Annotated in this window: 15 protein-coding genes; 7 read left to right on the forward strand and 8 right to left on the reverse strand. The window is 65.9% G+C overall.

Going from position 1 to position 15,826, the window contains the following annotated elements; translation table 11 throughout:
• Positions 1-12: 12 nt before the first annotated feature.
• From BJF92_RS02580 to BJF92_RS02590, 3 genes are read right to left on the reverse strand one after another with little or no spacing between them, the layout of a single operon-like run.
• Positions 13-2,826 carry a DUF4159 domain-containing protein gene (locus BJF92_RS02580; RefSeq protein ID WP_075633212.1) on the reverse strand — a complete coding sequence of 938 codons (2,814 nt, stop codon included), beginning with the start codon at positions 2,824-2,826 and terminating at the stop codon, positions 13-15.
• The gene (locus tag BJF92_RS02585; RefSeq protein WP_075633213.1) at positions 2,823-3,764 is read right to left on the reverse strand and encodes a DUF58 domain-containing protein; all 942 of its coding nucleotides are present in this window, start codon (positions 3,762-3,764) and stop codon (positions 2,823-2,825) included. The genes BJF92_RS02580 and BJF92_RS02585 overlap by 4 nt, the downstream gene beginning before the upstream one ends.
• 14 nt (positions 3,765-3,778) lie before the next feature.
• The gene (locus BJF92_RS02590; protein WP_075633214.1) at positions 3,779-4,795 is read right to left on the reverse strand and encodes an AAA family ATPase; all 1,017 of its coding nucleotides are present in this window, start codon (positions 4,793-4,795) and stop codon (positions 3,779-3,781) included.
• Between the two features lie 287 nt (positions 4,796-5,082).
• Here BJF92_RS02590 and BJF92_RS02595 point away from each other — a divergent pair, with 287 nt between their 5' ends.
• The 5 genes from BJF92_RS02595 to BJF92_RS02615 all read left to right on the forward strand — a co-directional run bounded on the left by BJF92_RS02595 (position 5,083) and on the right by BJF92_RS02615 (position 8,598).
• Positions 5,083-5,766, forward strand: a complete 684-nt coding sequence (locus BJF92_RS02595; RefSeq protein ID WP_075633215.1) for a DUF1285 domain-containing protein — start codon at positions 5,083-5,085, stop codon at positions 5,764-5,766.
• Positions 5,763-6,395 carry a CoA pyrophosphatase gene (locus tag BJF92_RS02600; RefSeq protein WP_075633216.1) on the forward strand — a complete coding sequence of 211 codons (633 nt, stop codon included), beginning with the start codon at positions 5,763-5,765 and terminating at the stop codon, positions 6,393-6,395. The genes BJF92_RS02595 and BJF92_RS02600 overlap by 4 nt, the downstream gene beginning before the upstream one ends.
• A complete protein-coding gene (locus BJF92_RS02605; RefSeq protein ID WP_075633217.1) occupies positions 6,392-7,657 on the forward strand; it encodes a CCA tRNA nucleotidyltransferase in 1,266 nt (421 codons plus the stop codon). Before BJF92_RS02600 ends, BJF92_RS02605 begins: the two co-directional genes overlap by 4 nt.
• Before the next feature lie 285 nt (positions 7,658-7,942).
• Positions 7,943-8,233 carry a nucleotidyltransferase family protein gene (locus BJF92_RS02610; protein ID WP_075633218.1) on the forward strand — a complete coding sequence of 97 codons (291 nt, stop codon included), beginning with the start codon at positions 7,943-7,945 and terminating at the stop codon, positions 8,231-8,233.
• Positions 8,230-8,598, forward strand: a complete 369-nt coding sequence (locus BJF92_RS02615) for a HepT-like ribonuclease domain-containing protein (RefSeq protein WP_075633219.1) — start codon at positions 8,230-8,232, stop codon at positions 8,596-8,598. Before BJF92_RS02610 ends, BJF92_RS02615 begins: the two co-directional genes overlap by 4 nt.
• 76 nt (positions 8,599-8,674) lie before the next feature.
• Here BJF92_RS02615 and BJF92_RS02620 read toward each other — a convergent pair whose 3' ends face one another.
• On the reverse strand, positions 8,675-8,866 hold the full coding sequence (locus BJF92_RS02620; RefSeq protein WP_075633220.1) for a DUF1059 domain-containing protein: 192 nt from the start codon (positions 8,864-8,866) through the stop codon (positions 8,675-8,677).
• Positions 8,867-9,131: 265 nt separating this feature from the next.
• Here BJF92_RS02620 and BJF92_RS02625 point away from each other — a divergent pair, with 265 nt between their 5' ends.
• Positions 9,132-9,677 (forward strand): adenine phosphoribosyltransferase, encoded by a 546-nt coding sequence (locus BJF92_RS02625; RefSeq protein WP_075633299.1) that lies wholly within the window; start codon positions 9,132-9,134, stop codon positions 9,675-9,677.
• 89 nt (positions 9,678-9,766) lie between these two features.
• On the opposite strand, the gene ychF is transcribed toward BJF92_RS02625, so the two are convergent.
• The gene (gene ychF / locus BJF92_RS02630) at positions 9,767-10,870 is read right to left on the reverse strand and encodes a redox-regulated ATPase YchF (protein ID WP_075633221.1); all 1,104 of its coding nucleotides are present in this window, start codon (positions 10,868-10,870) and stop codon (positions 9,767-9,769) included.
• Between the two features lie 330 nt (positions 10,871-11,200).
• Here ychF and clpS point away from each other — a divergent pair, with 330 nt between their 5' ends.
• Positions 11,201-11,506, forward strand: a complete 306-nt coding sequence (gene clpS, locus BJF92_RS02635) for an ATP-dependent Clp protease adapter ClpS (protein WP_075633222.1) — start codon at positions 11,201-11,203, stop codon at positions 11,504-11,506.
• A gap of 21 nt (positions 11,507-11,527) precedes the next feature.
• Here the strand turns inward: clpS and pth are convergent, their stop codons facing one another.
• From pth to BJF92_RS02650, 3 genes are all read right to left on the reverse strand, one after another.
• Positions 11,528-12,280 carry an aminoacyl-tRNA hydrolase gene (pth, locus tag BJF92_RS02640; protein WP_075633223.1) on the reverse strand — a complete coding sequence of 251 codons (753 nt, stop codon included), beginning with the start codon at positions 12,278-12,280 and terminating at the stop codon, positions 11,528-11,530.
• A gap of 254 nt (positions 12,281-12,534) precedes the next feature.
• Entirely contained in the window at positions 12,535-13,251 is a 717-nt protein-coding gene (locus BJF92_RS02645) for a substrate-binding periplasmic protein (protein WP_075633224.1), read from the reverse strand.
• Between the two features lie 43 nt (positions 13,252-13,294).
• A complete protein-coding gene (locus tag BJF92_RS02650) occupies positions 13,295-15,718 on the reverse strand; it encodes an EAL domain-containing protein (protein ID WP_342585768.1) in 2,424 nt (807 codons plus the stop codon).
• Positions 15,719-15,826 lie beyond the last annotated feature (108 nt).

Here is a 15,826-nt window from a genome sequence, read left to right on the forward strand (position 1 = left end):
GGTCGACTGGGTCTACTGGCCCAGCCGCTCCAGCAGCGCGGGGATGTGAACCTGGTCGGCTTTGTAATTGCCCGTGAGCATGTACATCATGATGTTCACGCCGGCGCGGTAGGCATATTCGCGCTGCATCTCGTCAGGCGGAACGGTCGGCAGAAGCGGACGGCCGCTGTCGTCGATCGCCCAGGCCCCGGCCAGATCATTGCCGGTGATCATGATCGGCGTGACGCCATCGCCGGAGCGTGCCGGCCGTCCCGTCTCCTCGCCGTCACTGCGCGGCTGCGCCTCGATCCACAGCGGGCTTCCGGTGTAGCGGCCGGGGAAATTCGACAGGAGATAGAAGGACTTGGTCAGCACGTTGTCGGCCGGCACGGGCTCCAGCGGCGGAATGTCGAGCCCGGCCAGGATCGCCTGCAGCCGCTCGCCATTGGGGCTTGTCGACTGCTCGCCGCCAAGGGTGGAAAACTGATCGCGCGTGTCGAACAGCACCGTGCCGCCGGCGCGCATATAGGCGTCGATCCGGCTGATCGCCTGCGGGCTCGGCATCGGCGCCGTGGCAGAGATCGGCCAGTAGATCATCGAATAGACCGACAGCTCGTCCTTGGCGATATCGAGGCCGACGGGCGCTCCGGGCTCCAGCGTCGTGCGGTAGGTGAGGAACTCGGTGAGACCGAAAAGCCCCCGCTCCGACAGCCTGTCCACCTCCGCCTCACCGGTGACGACATAGGCGAGATGGGTCTTGTCCAGCACCTGCAGAAGCTGTTCGTCGCCCGGCTTGACGTCGCTCGCCTTGGCGGCGCGCGGCGGCAGGGCGACAAGCGCGGTCAGCCCCACCAGAGCCAGCGCCGTTGCCGCCCGCCGACCGCGAAGGCGCGACAGAGCGCCCCCCATGAAGAGCACGATCAGCGTATCCACGAGCAGCAGGAGCATGGCGAGCGTCAGCAGCGCCGGTTTCAGCGACCAGCTTTCCGCGCCGATCAGCCGTTCGGCGGCATGCGGCACGGAGAGGCCGGAGAGATCGATCGGCGCCAGCGCCGTCTCGCGCGGCAGGAGATTGACGGCGACGAAGCCTTCCTCGGAACCGTAAAGGCCCGGCGGATGGTCATAATCGGCGGAAGGCACCGCGGTGCCGGCCAGTTCCAGCGGCCGGGCGCGGCCGGTTTCGCTCACCAGCACGCCCTCGGCATTCAGCAGGCGATAGGGCGGCAGGGCCTGCGGTTTGCCGCCGCCGGCCTCGCCCACGCCGCCGCTGCGCGACAGCTGCACCACGCGCCGGAGCATTTCGACGAAATCGCCCGAAATCGGCAGGTTAGACCAGGTGGCCTCGGCGCTGACATGGAAGAGCACGATCCGCCCAGCCCCTTCGCTGCGCGTCGTCACCAGCGGCGTGCCGTCGGCAAGGCTTGCCCAGGTGCGGCTGGCGAGATCGGCGGTCGGCTCGGCCAGGACCTGGCGATTGACGGTGACGGCATCCGGCCGGCGCAGGCCGACGAACGGGCTGCCGGCCGGATAATCGGCAAGCGGCTGCGGCTGCGACCAGGAAAGCGCGCCGCCCAGAGCCCGCTCGCCCTGGCGCAGCGTCACCGGCACCAGCGGATCACCCGCAGGCGCGGCGGCAAGGCGCGGGCCGGCAAAGCGCACCAGCGTGCCGCCATTGCGCAGCCATTGCAGCACGGCGCCGGTCGTCTCGTCCGGCAGGCGGCCGATATCGGCCATGATCAGCATGGAGGGCTTCTGCGCCAGAAGCTCCGGCACGGCGACGGAGAGATCCGACTCGCTCGGCTGGATCAGGTCGGCATAGGGCTGGAGCGCGCGGTTGATGTAGTAGAGCGGCGAGAGCAGTGGCTGCGACTGGTCCCGCGCCTCGCCCGAGAGCAGCGCCACGCGGCGGCGGCGGAAGCCATCGTCCAGCAGCAGCACGCCGCCGGCATTTTCAGGCTCGGCCAGCGTGATACGGGCAAAGTCGTTGCGCAGCTCGAAGGGGGCGGCGAGCACGCCGCTTCCGGTCGCCGCGCCGGCGGCAAAGTCGATCGTGCCATTGGCGATCGCCCGCCCCCGCGCATCCAGCGCGCTGATCGCCACGCTGCGCGGCTCTGATGACGGCAGGCGCGTGGCGGTGATGCGCATGCCATCGGCATCGTTGTCGGCCTTGGTCAGCGCCACCAGGCTGCCGGTGTCGCCGCTGATGATGCGGGTATTGGCCGGCTGCAACGCGACGATGGCCGAGGTCACGCGGGCATCGTTTTCCGCAAGACCATCTGTGAGAAAGGCCAGCGTGCCCAGCCGCGTGCCGGCAAGGGCGGTAGAAAGCGCATCGAGCGCGCGGATGCGATCGACAGGCAGAGGCTGTGGCCGGGCGGCGGCAAGCCGCGTGCGCGCCTCAGCCGCCGTGCCGGGCACGGCATTCTGCTCGCGCTCGGCGGTAAAGACGATCGAGACAGGCACGTCACGCGCCTCCTCGGCATCGGAGACAAGCGCCTCGGCCGTTTCCACGCGTCGCGTCCAGTCGCCTGCCGTGGCCCAGCCATTGTCGATGACAAGCGCCAGCGGCCCGTCGGAGGACAGGCTGTTGGCACGTGGATTGACCACGGGATCGGCGAGCGCGACGATCAGCGCCGCCGCCATCAGCATGCGCAGGAGCGTCAGCCACCAGGGGCTCTTCGACGGCGTCTCCTCCCGCCGGATGACGCTGGCGAGAATGCGCAAAGGCGGAAAGGCCTCGGTCACCGGGCGCGGCGGCGTCATGCGCAACAGCCACCAGATCGCCGGCAGGGCGATCAGCCCGGCCAGGACCAGCGGATTGGTGAAGACGAAGGGCAGGAAATTCATGAGCTCGCCTTCTGCCCACGGCCGATACCAGCCTGGCGCTCGGCCGCCGGCATGCCCGAAAGATACATATGCACCGCCACCAGCGCCTCCGAGGCGAGATGGTCGGTGCGATGCGGCGTGAAGGTCCAGCCGAGATGGCGCAGCGCCTCGCCCAGACTGGAGCGCCGGGCGAGATAGGCGCGCTGATAATCCTCGCGCAGCGCCTCGGCACGCCCCGCCGTCAGCTTCTCGCCGGTCTCAGGATCGGTGAATTCGGTGCGGCCGGCATAGGGAAAGGTCTCCTCCGCCGGATCGGCGATCTCGACCACATGCCCCGTCAGCCCGCGCCGGGCGAGCGGGCCGAGCCGCGCCATGACCCGCTCGGCGGGATCGAGAAAGTCACCGATCAGCACGAGATCGCTGAACCCCCTCACCATGCCGGTCTGCGGCAGGCCGTCGGAAAGATCCGCATGCATGAGTGCCGTGGCCAGCCGCTCGGCCGCGTTGCGCGCCGCCACCGGCTCCATCACACCCGGGCAGCCGATGCGCTCGCCCGAGCGCGCCAGGATTTCCGCCAGGGCCAGCATGATTACCAGCGCCCGGCTCTCCTTGGAGACCGCGCCGAAGGTGGATTTGTACATCATCGAGGGCGAGAGATCGGCCCAGAGCCAGATCGTGTGCGCGGCCTCCCATTCGCGGTCGCGCACATAGGTATGGTCGTCACGGGCCGAGCGGCGCCAGTCGATGCGCGAGAGGCTCTCGCCGTCGCTATAGGGCCGGAACTGCCAGAAATTCTCGCCAATGCCGCGCCGGCGCCGGCCATGCCAGCCCGAAATCACCGTATTGGCGATGCGGCGCGCCTCGACCAGGCAATCGGGCACCAGACGGGCACGGGCCTGCGCGCGGGAGAGAACCTCGCCGGAGGGGGTACGCGCGACAGTTTGGCCGATCGTTGCCATCAAGCCACCCCGCCTCAGGACGCGCGGATGGTTTTCACCAGCCCGCCGATCACATCCCGCACCGACATGCCTTCCGCCCGCGCGGCGAAGGTCAGGGCCATGCGGTGCTGCAGAACCGGCTCGGCCAGCGCCGCCACATCGTCGATCGACGGCGCCAGACGTCCGTCGAACAGCGCGCGCGCGCGCGCGCAGAGCATCAGCGCCTGACCGGCGCGCGGGCCCGGACCCCAGGCCACGTGGCGGTCGGTCTCGGCATGGCCCTGGCCGGGGCGGGCGGAGCGGACCAGGGCCAGGATCGCATCGACCACGCTGTCGGAAACCGGCATCTGGCGGATGAGCTGCTGGATCTCCAGGAGCTGGCGCGCCGTCATCACGCTGCGCACCGCGCTCTCGCCGGTGCCGGTGGTTTCCAGAAGGATCTGCCGTTCGGCGGCCAGCGAGGGATAGTCGACATCCACTTGCAGCAGGAAACGGTCGAGCTGCGCTTCCGGCAGGGGATAGGTGCCTTCCTGTTCCAGCGGGTTCTGCGTGGCCAGCACGTGGAAAGGCCGCGGCAGGTCGTTGCGCTGGCCGGCCACCGTCACATGATATTCCTGCATGGCCTGCAGCAGCGCCGATTGCGTGCGCGGGCTGGCGCGGTTGATCTCGTCGGCCATCAGCAGCTGGGTGAAGATCGGGCCGGAGACGAAGCGGAAGGAGCGCCGGCCCGTCTCGTCCTGGTCCATGACTTCGGAGCCGAGAATATCCGAGGGCATCAGGTCGGGCGTGAACTGCACGCGGCTGGCATCCAGCCCCAGAACCGCGCCGAGCGTCGTCACCAGCTTGGTCTTGGCAAGGCCGGGCACGCCGACCAGCAGCGCATGGCCGCCGGAGAGAATGGCGAGCAAAGTGCGCTCGACCACGCTTTCCTGCCCGAAGATCACCTTGCCCACCTCCCGGCGGACCACGGCAATCTCTTCCAGCGCCTTTTCCGCCGCCGCGATCACGGCCTTCTCATCGAGCAGGCTTTCGGTGGAGGCGATCACGCCCATGCTTCGTCTCCTTGCGATCAGCTGCGCGGCCCGGCGGGCGCGGCAGGATGGGCCGTTGCATCCTGTCTTCGCTCATCGAAGGAAAACGGATGATGCAGAAAATCCGATGTGCCCCTTTGGGGCTGGCGCGCGAATCAACCTGACGGTATCCGAAGGCCAAATTCCAACTTAGACGGCGGGTTCCCGCTGACAAGACGCGTGCGCCGCACTATCTCGTGAAACGCAAGGCCATGATTTTGCCGGCGGCCGCACGTTGCCGCCAGCATAGGACGAAACGGGACGGAACGATGGCAGAGGCCGAGAGAAACGACATCGCCGCAGCCGCGGGCACGCAAGGGGCCTCTCCCGCCATGGACGGCCTGTCGGGCCTGATCGCGCGCGCCAGCGAGGAATCAGGCGCGCGCGGCAAGGGGCCGCCGCCGGTCGAGCGCTGGAACCCGCCCTTCTGCGGGGAGATCGATATGGAGATCCGCGCAGACGGCAGCTGGTGGTATCTGGGCACGCCGATCGGCCGCGCGCCGCTGGTGCGGCTGTTTTCCACCGTGCTGCGCAAGGACGAGGATGGCGTGACCTATCTCGTCACCCCGGTGGAAAAGCTGCAGATCCGCGTGGCCGATGCCCATTTCCTGGCGGTGGAAATGCATGCCGAGGGCAGCGGCGAGGCCCAGAGCCTGACCTTCCGCACCCAGGTGGGCGATGTCGTCACCGCCGGGCCGGATCACGCTCTGCGCTTTACCATTGATCCCGGGACGCAGGCGCTCAAGCCCTATCTGCATGTGCGCGGCCGGCTGGAGGCGCTGCTCTCGCGCGCCGTGACCCATGAGCTTATGGCGTTGGGCGAGGAGATCGAGATCGACGGCGCGCCCGTCTTCGCGCTCCGCTCGCAGGGTACAGTCTTCCCCGTCCTGCGCATGGCGGAACTGGAGGCCTCCGCCCTGGACGCATCCGGGTTGGACTCACGGACGGCATGAGCGCGCCCTTTTCGCCCGAAGCCTTCCGCGCCCGCGCGGCGCAGCAGGCCGGCAATCCGGTGGACACCGCCTGGCGCGACCATGGCGACATGCTGATCAATCCCGGCATCCTGCCGGTTCTGGAAAGCATGGCGCTGAAGGATGCGGCGGTGCTGGTCGGTGTCATCGACGGGGGGACACGCGACGGACGGGTGATCCTGACGCGCCGCACGGCCAAGCTGCGCAAGCATTCCGGCCAGATCGCCTTTCCCGGCGGCGCGGTGGACGCCACCGATGCCTCGATCGAGGAGGCGGCGCTGCGCGAGGCGGAGGAGGAGATCGGCCTTGCCCGCGACTTCGTTGAGCCTGTCGGCCGCCTGCCGCATTACCGCGCGCTGTCGGGCTTTCGCATCACCCCGGTTCTGGCAACCGTCAAAGCCGGCTTCACGCTGACACCCAATCCTGACGAGGTCGACGAGGTGTTCGACGTGCCGCTGGCTTTCCTGATGAATCCGGAGAATCATCGCCGCGGCAGCCGGCTCTGGAACGGCGAGGAGCGGCATTTTTATGAAATGCCCTTTGAAGGGCGCAATATCTGGGGCATCACCGCAGGCATTCTGCGCATGCTCTATGAAAGGCTTTACGCATGATCTCGCTCGCCGATGAGGCCTGGTTCAAGGCCGCGCCGCTGCGCCGCATCTTCGCCCTGCTCGATGCCGAGGGCGGCGAGGCCCGCATCGTCGGCGGCGCCGTGCGCGATGCGCTGATGGGTCGGCCGGTCTCCGATATAGACATGGCCACCACGCTCCTGCCGCAGGCCGTGCTTGAGCGGGCGGAGGCAGCCTCCATCAAGGCCGTTCCCACCGGCATCGCCCATGGCACGGTAACGCTGGTCATCGACGGCAAGCCCTTCGAGATCACCACGCTGCGCCGCGACGTGACCACGGATGGTCGCCATGCCGAAGTCGCCTTCAGTACAGACTGGGAAGAGGATGCTCAAAGGCGAGATCTGACCATCAACGCGCTCTATGCCGATGCGCAAGGCCGCATCACCGATCATGTCGGCGGGCTGGCCGATATCGAGAGCCGCACCATCCGCTTCATCGGCGATGCTAGCGCGCGCGTGGCCGAAGACTATCTGCGCATCCTGCGCTTCTTCCGCTTCTTCGCCTGGTATGGCGCGGGACGGCCGGATGCCGAGGGTCTGCGCGCCTGCGCCCGGGCGCGCGACCATCTCGCCACACTCTCGGCCGAACGCGTCTGGTCGGAGCTGAAGAAGCTGATGACTGCGCCCGATCCCGGACGCGCGCTTTTGTGGATGCGCACCGTCGGCGTGCTGACCGCGCTTCTGCCTGAGACGGAGAAATGGGGCATCGATGCGATCCCCGGCCTGGTTGAGGCCGAACGCGCCTTCGGCTGGGCGCCCGATCCGCTGCTGCGCCTGGCCGCCATGCTGCCGCCGGACGCCGAGCGGATCGCCGCGCTGTGCCAGCGGCTGAAGCTCTCCAAGGCCGAGACCGCGCGGCTGACACGTTGGGCCGCCTGCCTGCCGATCCCCGACGGCACGGCGGAAAGCGCGCTCGACCGGCGGCTCTATCGCGAGGGACCGGACGGGGCGATCATGCGGCTGCGGCTCGATCTGGCGCTCGCCCATTCCAAGCGGGAGACGGAGACGGCGGCGCTGCCCCGCATCGCCGCGCTGCAGCGGCTTCTCGCGCGCGCCGAGCGCTTTGAAAAGCCGCGCTTTCCGCTTTCGGGCGCGGATGTGCTGGCCGCCGGCCTTGCCGCTGGCCCAAAGGTCGGGGAGCTGCTGGCGGGGCTGGAAGAGGCCTGGGTGGCGGAGAACTTCGCCGCCGACCGCAAGACCTTGCTGGCCAGGCTGCAGGCGGAAGCGGACAAGGCCGGCAATTAGGGGCGTCGGCCGGCTGTTGGATGCGAGCATGGATAATGCTTCGCCCCGGCTCAAGGCACCACGGCAGCTATTTATTCAGGCGCTCTGGTGATGAGAAATTTGATGGTTGATCCTGACGACCGCCGCAGATGGGTCTGAACTGTCAAATTCATTGTCCCGCTGTCATGCAGTTGTTCCGATGATCGGACCCTGTTCCGCCTGACCGCTCGGAATGGGAACCTCTATGCTGCCAGATTGCAGGACGACTTGAGTTTTCGTAGGATCACCCGGTGGAAAGGTCACCGCATGAAGCCTTCGGTTGCGCTGGAGCAGAATCGTGAAGCCATCAGGGCCGTGGTTGGCCGCTTCCGGGCGGCAAACCCGCGCGTCTTCGGGTCTGTCCTGCGCGGAGACGACAGGGACGGCAGCGATCTCGATATCATCGTTGATGCTCTGCCGGGCGCAACGCTGTTCGATCTCGGTGGCCTTCAGGTGACGCTTGAAACGATGCTGGGAGTGCCCGTCGATCTTCTTACGCCGGGCGATCTTCCGGAGATGTTTCGTGCCGACGCATTGAAGGACGCTTGTCCCGTATGATTGAAAATCGCCTAAGCGATTATCTTTCGCACATGCTCGACGCTGCCAACCAAGCCTGCGCCTATGTCAAGGGCATGGAAAAGCAGGACTTCCTCGCCGACAAGCGAACACAGCAGGCCGTCATCCTCAACATCGTCATAATTGGCGAAGCAGCGACGCGGCTGTTGAAGGACTATGACGGCTTTCTACGCGGACACCCCGAAATTCCGTGGTCTGCGATGAAGGGTATGCGCAATCGCATTGCTCACTGCTATTTCGACATCAATCTCGATATCGTCTGGGATACCGTGAAAACCGCACTCGCCGATCTGTTATCTGCGCTTCCGAGAGTTCAAGATGCTGCCAGAGCAGAGAACCGTACGTAGCCCAACAGAAAGGCCAGGCAATCCTGGCCCAGCCTCTCCGGTGGTCTCATTGCAGCTCTTCGCCTCGGAAGCGCACTTACGCGGCAGGCTCGACCGCCGCATCACGAATGCGCGCCTTGATGTTGTTGACCATGGTCTCGCGGATCATCGCCTCGCCATGGGTCTGGCGCAGATGATCGACGGCCCGGCGCACCACTTCGGCATCGTTGTCGGCACGGGTGTGCCAGTCGCAGCCCGGCACCAGCGTGCCGCATTCAAACAGTCGCATGATGTCCTCCTATGTCCGGCCGGCCCTTGGTCCGTCGTCCGCGGGATGGGCGATCAGGCCCTCCTTGAACCGTGGCGATCGACCGTTCCCGCGCGGAGCACGCGCCGGCTTGAGGGTGGAACACGCAGCGTCGGGCTTCGGTTCCCGCAGCCCTTCCGCTGTTCCGGGCGAAAGCGGCGCCAGGCGCCAAGAAACATGTGCGAAGCGCTGCGGGGAATGCTATGCCTCGGCGTCAAAAACAGCTTGTGAAGGCTTTATGCTTCCCATGACCGCTTCCCTGAAACAGGAACTCGAAGCCTCGATCCGTGCGATCAAGGACTATCCGAAGCCCGGCATCGTCTTTCGCGACATCACCACGCTTCTCGGCCAGCCGCGCGCCTTCCGCCGCGCCGTGGACGAGCTGGTTCATCCTTTCGCGGGCAACCGGGTGGAAAAGGTGGCCGGCATCGAAGCGCGCGGCTTCATCCTCGGCGGCGCCATCGCGCATCAGCTCTCCGCCGGCTTCGTGCCGATCCGCAAGAAGGGCAAGCTGCCGCACGATACGGTGCGCATCGCCTACAGCCTGGAATATGGCGTGGACGAGATGGAGATGCACCGCGACGCCATCGTTCCCGGCGAGAAGGTCATTCTGGTGGACGACCTGATCGCGACAGGCGGCACGGCGGAAGCGGCCTGCCTGCTCTTGCGCCAGATGGGCGCGGAGATCGTCGCCGCCTGCTTCGTCATCGACCTGCCGGAACTCGGTGGCCGCAGGAAGCTCGAGGCGCTGGGCGTCGAGGTGCGCACGCTGGTGGAATTCGACGGCCACTGAGCGCCGCAGCGTCCGGGCGCGATAGTGCCCACGCAATCGCATTGAAAGATCAGGCAGCGGACCGAGACCGGCCCGCTGCCTTAAGAGGCTTACGTGTTGAAGCGGAAATGGATGACGTCGCCATCCTGCACGACATATTCCTTGCCTTCGTCGCGCGCCTTGCCGGCTTCCTTGGCGCCGGTTTCCCCGCCCAGGCGGATGTAGTCCTCATAGGCAATTGTGTTGGCGCGGATGAAGCCGCGTTCGAAATCCGAGTGGATGACCCCGGCGGCCTGCGGGGCCTTGGTGCCGCGCTGGATCGTCCAGGCGCGCGTTTCCTTCGGTCCCACGGTGAAATAGGTGATGAGATCGAGCAGCTTGTAGCCGGCGCGGATCAGCCGGTCGAGGCCAGCCTCTTCCAGCCCGAGCGCGGAGAGGAAGTCCTTGGCTTCGTCCTCCGGCAGCTGCGCCACTTCGGATTCGATCGCGGCGGAAATGATGACGGTCTCCGCCCCTTGCGCCTTGGCCATCTCGGCCACGGCCTGCGTGTGGACATTGCCGTCCACCGCATCGCTCTCGGCGACATTGCAGACATAGAGAACGGGGTGCGCCGTCAGCAGGTTGAGACCCTGCAGGATGCGCGTATCCTCGGCATCGAGCTTGGAGAGCAGCGTGCGCACCGGCTTGCCTTCCTGCAGGAGCTTCAGCGAAGCGTCCATGATCGGCAGGGCGGCGAGCGAATCCTTGTCCTTGCCGGTGGCGCGCTTGCGCGTCTGCTCGGTGCGCCGCTCCAGGCTGTCGAGATCGGCGAGCATCAGCTCGGTCTCGATCGTCTCGGCATCGGCCACCGGATTGATGCGGCCTTCGACATGGGTGATGTCGTCATCCTCGAAGCAGCGCAGAACATGCACCACGGCATCGACTTCGCGGATATTGGCGAGGAACTGGTTGCCGAGCCCCTCCCCCTTCGACGCGCCGCGCACCAGGCCGGCAATATCGACGAAGGAGATGCGGGTGGGGATGATTTCCTTGGACTTGGCGACATCGGCGAGCGCGCGCATGCGCGGATCCGGCACCGCCACTTCGCCCGTATTGGGCTCGATCGTGCAGAAGGGATAGTTGGCCGCCTGGGCCGCCGCCGTCTTGGTCAGCGCATTGAACAGGGTGGACTTGCCGACATTCGGCAGCCCGACGATACCGCATTTGAAGCCCATCGGCCGAAATCCGTCGATTGTTGGTGTTGCCGTGGCTATGGGCGAAACGCCGGGGCCGGTCAAGCCCGCCCGGCCCTTGCCGAACCGGGACGGGAGGCTTAATTTCCCGGGCGTAGTGGCATCGGCGCGCGAGCGGCATACGGTCGGCAACGCTCCTGAAGGCCGCGGCGGACGCCCTGCGGTCGTGCGAAGAGACGCGGGGCCAGCCGCAGGCAGCCACACCATCATGCACAACCGCACCGTCGGATTGCCCGCAGATTGCCCGGAAACGAAAGCCTCCGCCCGCGCAGATGCGCGCCGCAGCGGGAGCAAGCACAGGTCGAGGCCGCCATGAGCGACAGCACCACCAAACCGAAGACCACCACTCGGCCGAAGCTGGAAAAGCCGAAGCTCTACAAGATCATTCTCTTCAACGACGACTACACGCCGCGCGAATTCGTCACGCTGGTGCTGCGCGCGGTCTTCCGCCTGAACGAGGAGACCGGCTATCGCATCATGATGACGGCGCACAAGCTCGGCTCCTGCGTCGTCATGGTCTGCGCCAAGGACATTGCCGAGACCAAGGCCGCCGAGGCCATGGATCTCGCCAAGGAGGCGGGTTTCCCCATGCTGATGAAGACGGAGCCTGAGGAATAGGGCGGCGCCCCGTCGCCGGCCTCAGCTCTCGCGCGGGCCGAACATTTTCTTGAGCATCTCGGCCATCGGCCCGGTTTCCGGCACGGCCTTTGGTCCAGACCCGCGCGCCTGGCGGATATGCGACTGTCCCTGGGGCTTCTTCGCCTGACCTTCCCTGGCCGGTCCTTCCTTTGCAGGCTTGCCCGGCCGGCCCTGGGCCTCCGCCGGCGCGCCCACGGCGAGCGCCAGCTTGTTGAGAAACTGCGACTCCTCGCCCCGGATCAGGAGGTCGGCATGGTCTCCCACAGCCTCCAGCAGCGGCTCCAGCCAGTCACGATCACCTTTGGCGAAATCGCCGAGCACATGGCCGTTCACGCGCTCCTTGGCGCCGGGATGGCCGATGCCGAGCCTCAGGCGGCGATAGTCCGTGCCGCAATGGGCGTCGAGCGACTTGATGCCATTATGCCCGCCATGGCCGCCGCCGGTCTTGATCCGGGCGCGACCCGGGGCAAGATCCAGCTCGTCATAGATCACGGTGAGATCGGCGGGGGAAAGCTTGTAAAAGCGCATCGCCTCGCCGACCGATTCGCCCGACAGGTTCATGAAGGTCTGCGGCTTGATCAGCAGCACCTTCTCGCCGGCAAGGCTGCCTTCGGCGATTTCGCCCTTGAACTTCTTCGACCAGGGCGAAAAGCCATGGCGGCGATGGATCGCGTCCAGCGCCATGAAGCCGATATTGTGCCGGTGACCGGCATATTGCGCGCCCGGATTTCCGAGCCCGGCAAGGAGGCGCATCGCCCTGTTTCCTTCTTGTCATCAACCGCCTGACGCCAGGCGCTCAACACCCGGCGCGGCGCCAAGGCCGTCCGAGCCGGAGTTGCCCGTCGGGGCAAGCCCCGTCGGCATGAGGATTTAGAACATCGGGTGGAAAAGGGGAATCGGCTTTTCGCTCTTGCCTCGGGATCGGATCGCCCCGGTTTGGCTTAGCATCTATGTCGGCCGGATGCCGAGGGTGTTCGGCAAGCCGCTCACGGACCTGCAATCCCCGGTCACGGCGTGGTGCTGACCCCAAATCGCGTGAGGATCTCCGCCTGTCGCCCATCGGCGATCATGCGGTCGAGCGCGCTTTGTAGGGGCGCGATCACCGCATCCGGCGTCTGGGCGTTGCAGGCCAGACCACCCACGGCGTGATAGGCCTCGACCGCCGTCTCTATGGCGACGCCCTGCTCCCTCAGCCGATCGACTGTCGAATGCGCCATGTAGATGAAATCAACCCGGCCGTTCAGCAGCTTTTCCACCGTGGTGTTCATGCTGGGCGAGGTGTCGATCTGCTCAAAGCCGTCGCTTTGCGCCAGTTCCGCGGCCACATCGTTGATATAGACGCCGACAACGCTCCTGCGCGCTTGCGCGAGCGTGACCGGCGCCGCATGGTCTTGCTGCCTGCGGGCCAGAACCTGCGTCTCGCGATAGAGTGGGGCAACCCATTTGAAGCGCTTGGCGCGCCGGGGCGTGATCATGGTCGAGAAGACGCAGGTCGACGGCTCCATCTCGGCCAGGTTGTAGCCCCGAGCCCAGGGCAGGATCTCGATCGTATAGGAAAGCCCCGTTTCCGCGAGGATCAGCTTCAGCTGCTCAACCGAACTGCCGGTCAGGCGGCCGGAATTGTTGTAATTGAAGGGCGGGTAGACCTCTGTGTAGAGCGTCAGATCGACGGGCGCAGCCGAGGCCCACGGAGCCGTGAGAGCCGCCAGGAACGACAGTGTCATAATGCGCGCCAGCCGGCGCGGGCGGCGCCCGCCAGAGGGACGCTCAGGCGCTCGCGTTCGCCTTGTCACGATAATGTCTCTCCGTGGAACGCGCGGAATTCTGGTTCTTGACCTCGGATTTCTCCTCGAGCATGCCCATCATCTCATCGATCGAAAGCGGCGCGCTGAAAAGATAACCCTGTCCATGGTCAATGCCGAGACGGCGCAGGGACAGCCACTGCTCATTGTTCTCGATGCCCTCGGCCACCACGGTGCACCCCATCTGCTGAGAGATCGTGCGAATGCCCTTGATCAGCATCCGGCTCTTGCGGCGCACCTCGGGTTGGTCGCTTGCAAGCGTCCGGGTGAAGGACTGGTCGATCTTGACGATGTCCACCTGGAACCGGTTGAGATAGCTCAACGAGGAATAGCCCGTACCGAAATCGTCGAGCGCGATGCGGCAGCCAAAGGCGCTGAGCTGCGCCATGACCGTATGCATCTCGGCATTGTCGGCCAGAAGCACGGCCTCGGTGATCTCGATGACGATGCGGGTGGAGGCGATTTCATATTTGAGCAGCAACGCGGCCAGCCGGGTCGGCAGCGATGGCTCGAACTGGAGCGGCGAGAAATTGAGGGCGAGATAAGTCGATTCGATCCCGTCCAGAGCGCTGAGCCGCTTGAGGTGCTGTGCCGCCTTTTCCAGAACGCGCTCGCCAATCTTGCCGATAAGCCCGGTCTCCTCGGCGATCTCGATGATGCGCGAGGAGGCAAAGGCGCTCTCTTCAGGCTGGTCAAGCCGCATCAGCGCCTCGAAGCCGGCGATCCGGCCCGTGCCGAGGTCGATGATCGGCTGGAGATAGACGTCGAAGAGGTCCTCGCGCAGGCCGCGCTCGATTGCCGCCTCGATCTCCAGCCGCTCGCGCACCGCGTCCATCAGGCTCGGATGATAGACGAGCACACCGTTCTTGCCGTCATGCTTGCGGGCATACATGGCCATATCGGCCTTGAGCAGAAGATCGGCAGCGCTGTTCGTATGGTCGGGATAGACGGCAATCCCGATGCTCGAGCTGATGGTGGCCACGGTGCTGCCGAGTTCGAGCGGCTCGGCCAGCCGTTCGCAGATCCGCTCGCCGAGCGTCTTGGCGATGACCATGGCGTCCCGGTCGAGAATGAGAATCGCGAATTCGTCGCCGCCAAGCCGCGCCAGCTTGTCCTGGTCACGCAGCACCGAGCGGATGCGCTGCGACGTCTCGCGCAAGACGATGTCGCCCATGGCATGACCGAGCTGGTCGTTGATCCACTTGAAGCGGTCGAGGTCGATGAAGAGACAGGCCAGACTGACGCCGAGCGTATCGGCGGCGCGGATCGTGTCGCCCAGGGCGATCTCGAAACCCTGACGGTTAAGCTGGCCGGTCAGATGGTCGGTCATCGCCTGCAGGTGATTGCGGCTTTCCGCCTGCTTCAGAGCGGTCACATCGGTCATGACCGAGAGCGTGGAATGTTCGCCATCAATGCCGTCGGGCTGACGCCGCTCGACGATCAGCACCGTCATGATCGTGTCGTCGGCCTTGCGGAACGGCACCGTGACCTGGCAGAGATCGCAACTCTGCGACATCACGGCAAGGCGATGGGCAATATAGGCCTCATGCGCCTCCGGCAGCAGGAAATCCGTGAAGATGCTGCCGCGCACGGCCTCGCGCTCGTAGCCCGTCGCCTGCAGCCAATAGTCGCTGACCGCTGTCAGCCTGTTGCCCTGGCCGATCGAGAACAGCATGGCCGGCGTCATGTTGTAGATCTCGGTGGTGCGGCGATGGGCTTCCAGAAGCTCGGCCTCGTCGCGCTTCAGCCGGGCCTGCATATCGTTGAAATTGCTGGCAAGGCGGCCCATCTCGTCATCGGAATCCCACAGGACCTGATGATGCGACCCCGACAAGCGGGTGGCGTCGATGGCATCGGCCAGGCGCGCCAGCGGGCGCATGATCGTGATACGGTTGCTGACCACCGCGGCGAGGAAGATCGCGCACAGGGCGACGAGGAAGATCGCGAAGGCCCCGAGATCGCTCAGCCCCAGACGGCCGATCATGCCGAGCTTGCGCACGCCGATCTCGATCCGGCCGATCGCCTTCTGGCCTTTCGGCGTTTCATAGGTGACCGGCAGGGACAGTGTCTCGACATCCGTCGAGACGCGCGAGCCGGCCTCGGGCAGCGCCATGGAAAGACCGCCGCTCGCATCCGTCAGGGCCGCGTTTGCGATGTCGTCATGCTTGACGAGCGCGGACAGGACGGTTTCCACGGCTTCACGGTCAAAGTCCCAGAGCGGCTTGGCCACGGCGCTGGCGCTGGTGGCAAGCAGGGCCTTGGCGTTGTCGATCCGTTCATGAGCGATACGCTCGGCCGACAGGCTGAGAAACAAAAAGATCAGCGGCGTCGCCACGATGGCAACGGCCGCGCAGATGGTCGCAACGAATCGGCGTTCAACAGAATGCATCATCCCTCGTTGCGTCCCACAGCCTCACACAACCGGCTTCAATCATTGTCCGGTCTTCTCATGCGGCCATTGAACCAAGAAAAGCTTAAGCAGTCCTGAAAATGCACG

It is taken from the genome of Xaviernesmea rhizosphaerae, from assembly GCF_001938945.1.
GTDB classification, from domain to species: Bacteria; Pseudomonadota; Alphaproteobacteria; order Rhizobiales; family Rhizobiaceae; genus Xaviernesmea; species Xaviernesmea rhizosphaerae.

Bases quoted from the DNA above. Each gene is read 5' to 3' on its own strand.
- clpS (WP_075633222.1), top strand. From the start codon at position 11,201: ATGAGCGACAGCACCACCAAACCGAAGACCACCACTCGGCCGAAGCTG.
- BJF92_RS02605 (WP_075633217.1), top strand. From the start codon at position 6,392: ATGATCTCGCTCGCCGATGAGGCCTGGTTCAAGGCCGCGCCGCTGCGC.
- BJF92_RS02625 (WP_075633299.1), top strand. From the start codon at position 9,132: ATGACCGCTTCCCTGAAACAGGAACTCGAAGCCTCGATCCGTGCGATC.
- BJF92_RS02585 (WP_075633213.1), bottom strand. From the start codon at position 3,764: ATGGCAACGATCGGCCAAACTGTCGCGCGTACCCCCTCCGGCGAGGTT.
- BJF92_RS02610 (WP_075633218.1), top strand. From the start codon at position 7,943: ATGAAGCCTTCGGTTGCGCTGGAGCAGAATCGTGAAGCCATCAGGGCC.
- BJF92_RS02620 (WP_075633220.1), bottom strand. From the start codon at position 8,866: ATGCGACTGTTTGAATGCGGCACGCTGGTGCCGGGCTGCGACTGGCAC.
- BJF92_RS02590 (WP_075633214.1), bottom strand. From the start codon at position 4,795: ATGGGCGTGATCGCCTCCACCGAAAGCCTGCTCGATGAGAAGGCCGTG.
- BJF92_RS02645 (WP_075633224.1), bottom strand. From the start codon at position 13,251: ATGACACTGTCGTTCCTGGCGGCTCTCACGGCTCCGTGGGCCTCGGCT.
- BJF92_RS02580 (WP_075633212.1), bottom strand. From the start codon at position 2,826: ATGAATTTCCTGCCCTTCGTCTTCACCAATCCGCTGGTCCTGGCCGGG.
- BJF92_RS02600 (WP_075633216.1), top strand. From the start codon at position 5,763: ATGAGCGCGCCCTTTTCGCCCGAAGCCTTCCGCGCCCGCGCGGCGCAG.
- BJF92_RS02650 (WP_342585768.1), bottom strand. From the start codon at position 15,718: ATGCATTCTGTTGAACGCCGATTCGTTGCGACCATCTGCGCGGCCGTT.
- BJF92_RS02595 (WP_075633215.1), top strand. From the start codon at position 5,083: ATGGCAGAGGCCGAGAGAAACGACATCGCCGCAGCCGCGGGCACGCAA.
- BJF92_RS02615 (WP_075633219.1), top strand. From the start codon at position 8,230: ATGATTGAAAATCGCCTAAGCGATTATCTTTCGCACATGCTCGACGCT.
- pth (WP_075633223.1), bottom strand. From the start codon at position 12,280: ATGCGCCTCCTTGCCGGGCTCGGAAATCCGGGCGCGCAATATGCCGGT.
- ychF (WP_075633221.1), bottom strand. From the start codon at position 10,870: ATGGGCTTCAAATGCGGTATCGTCGGGCTGCCGAATGTCGGCAAGTCC.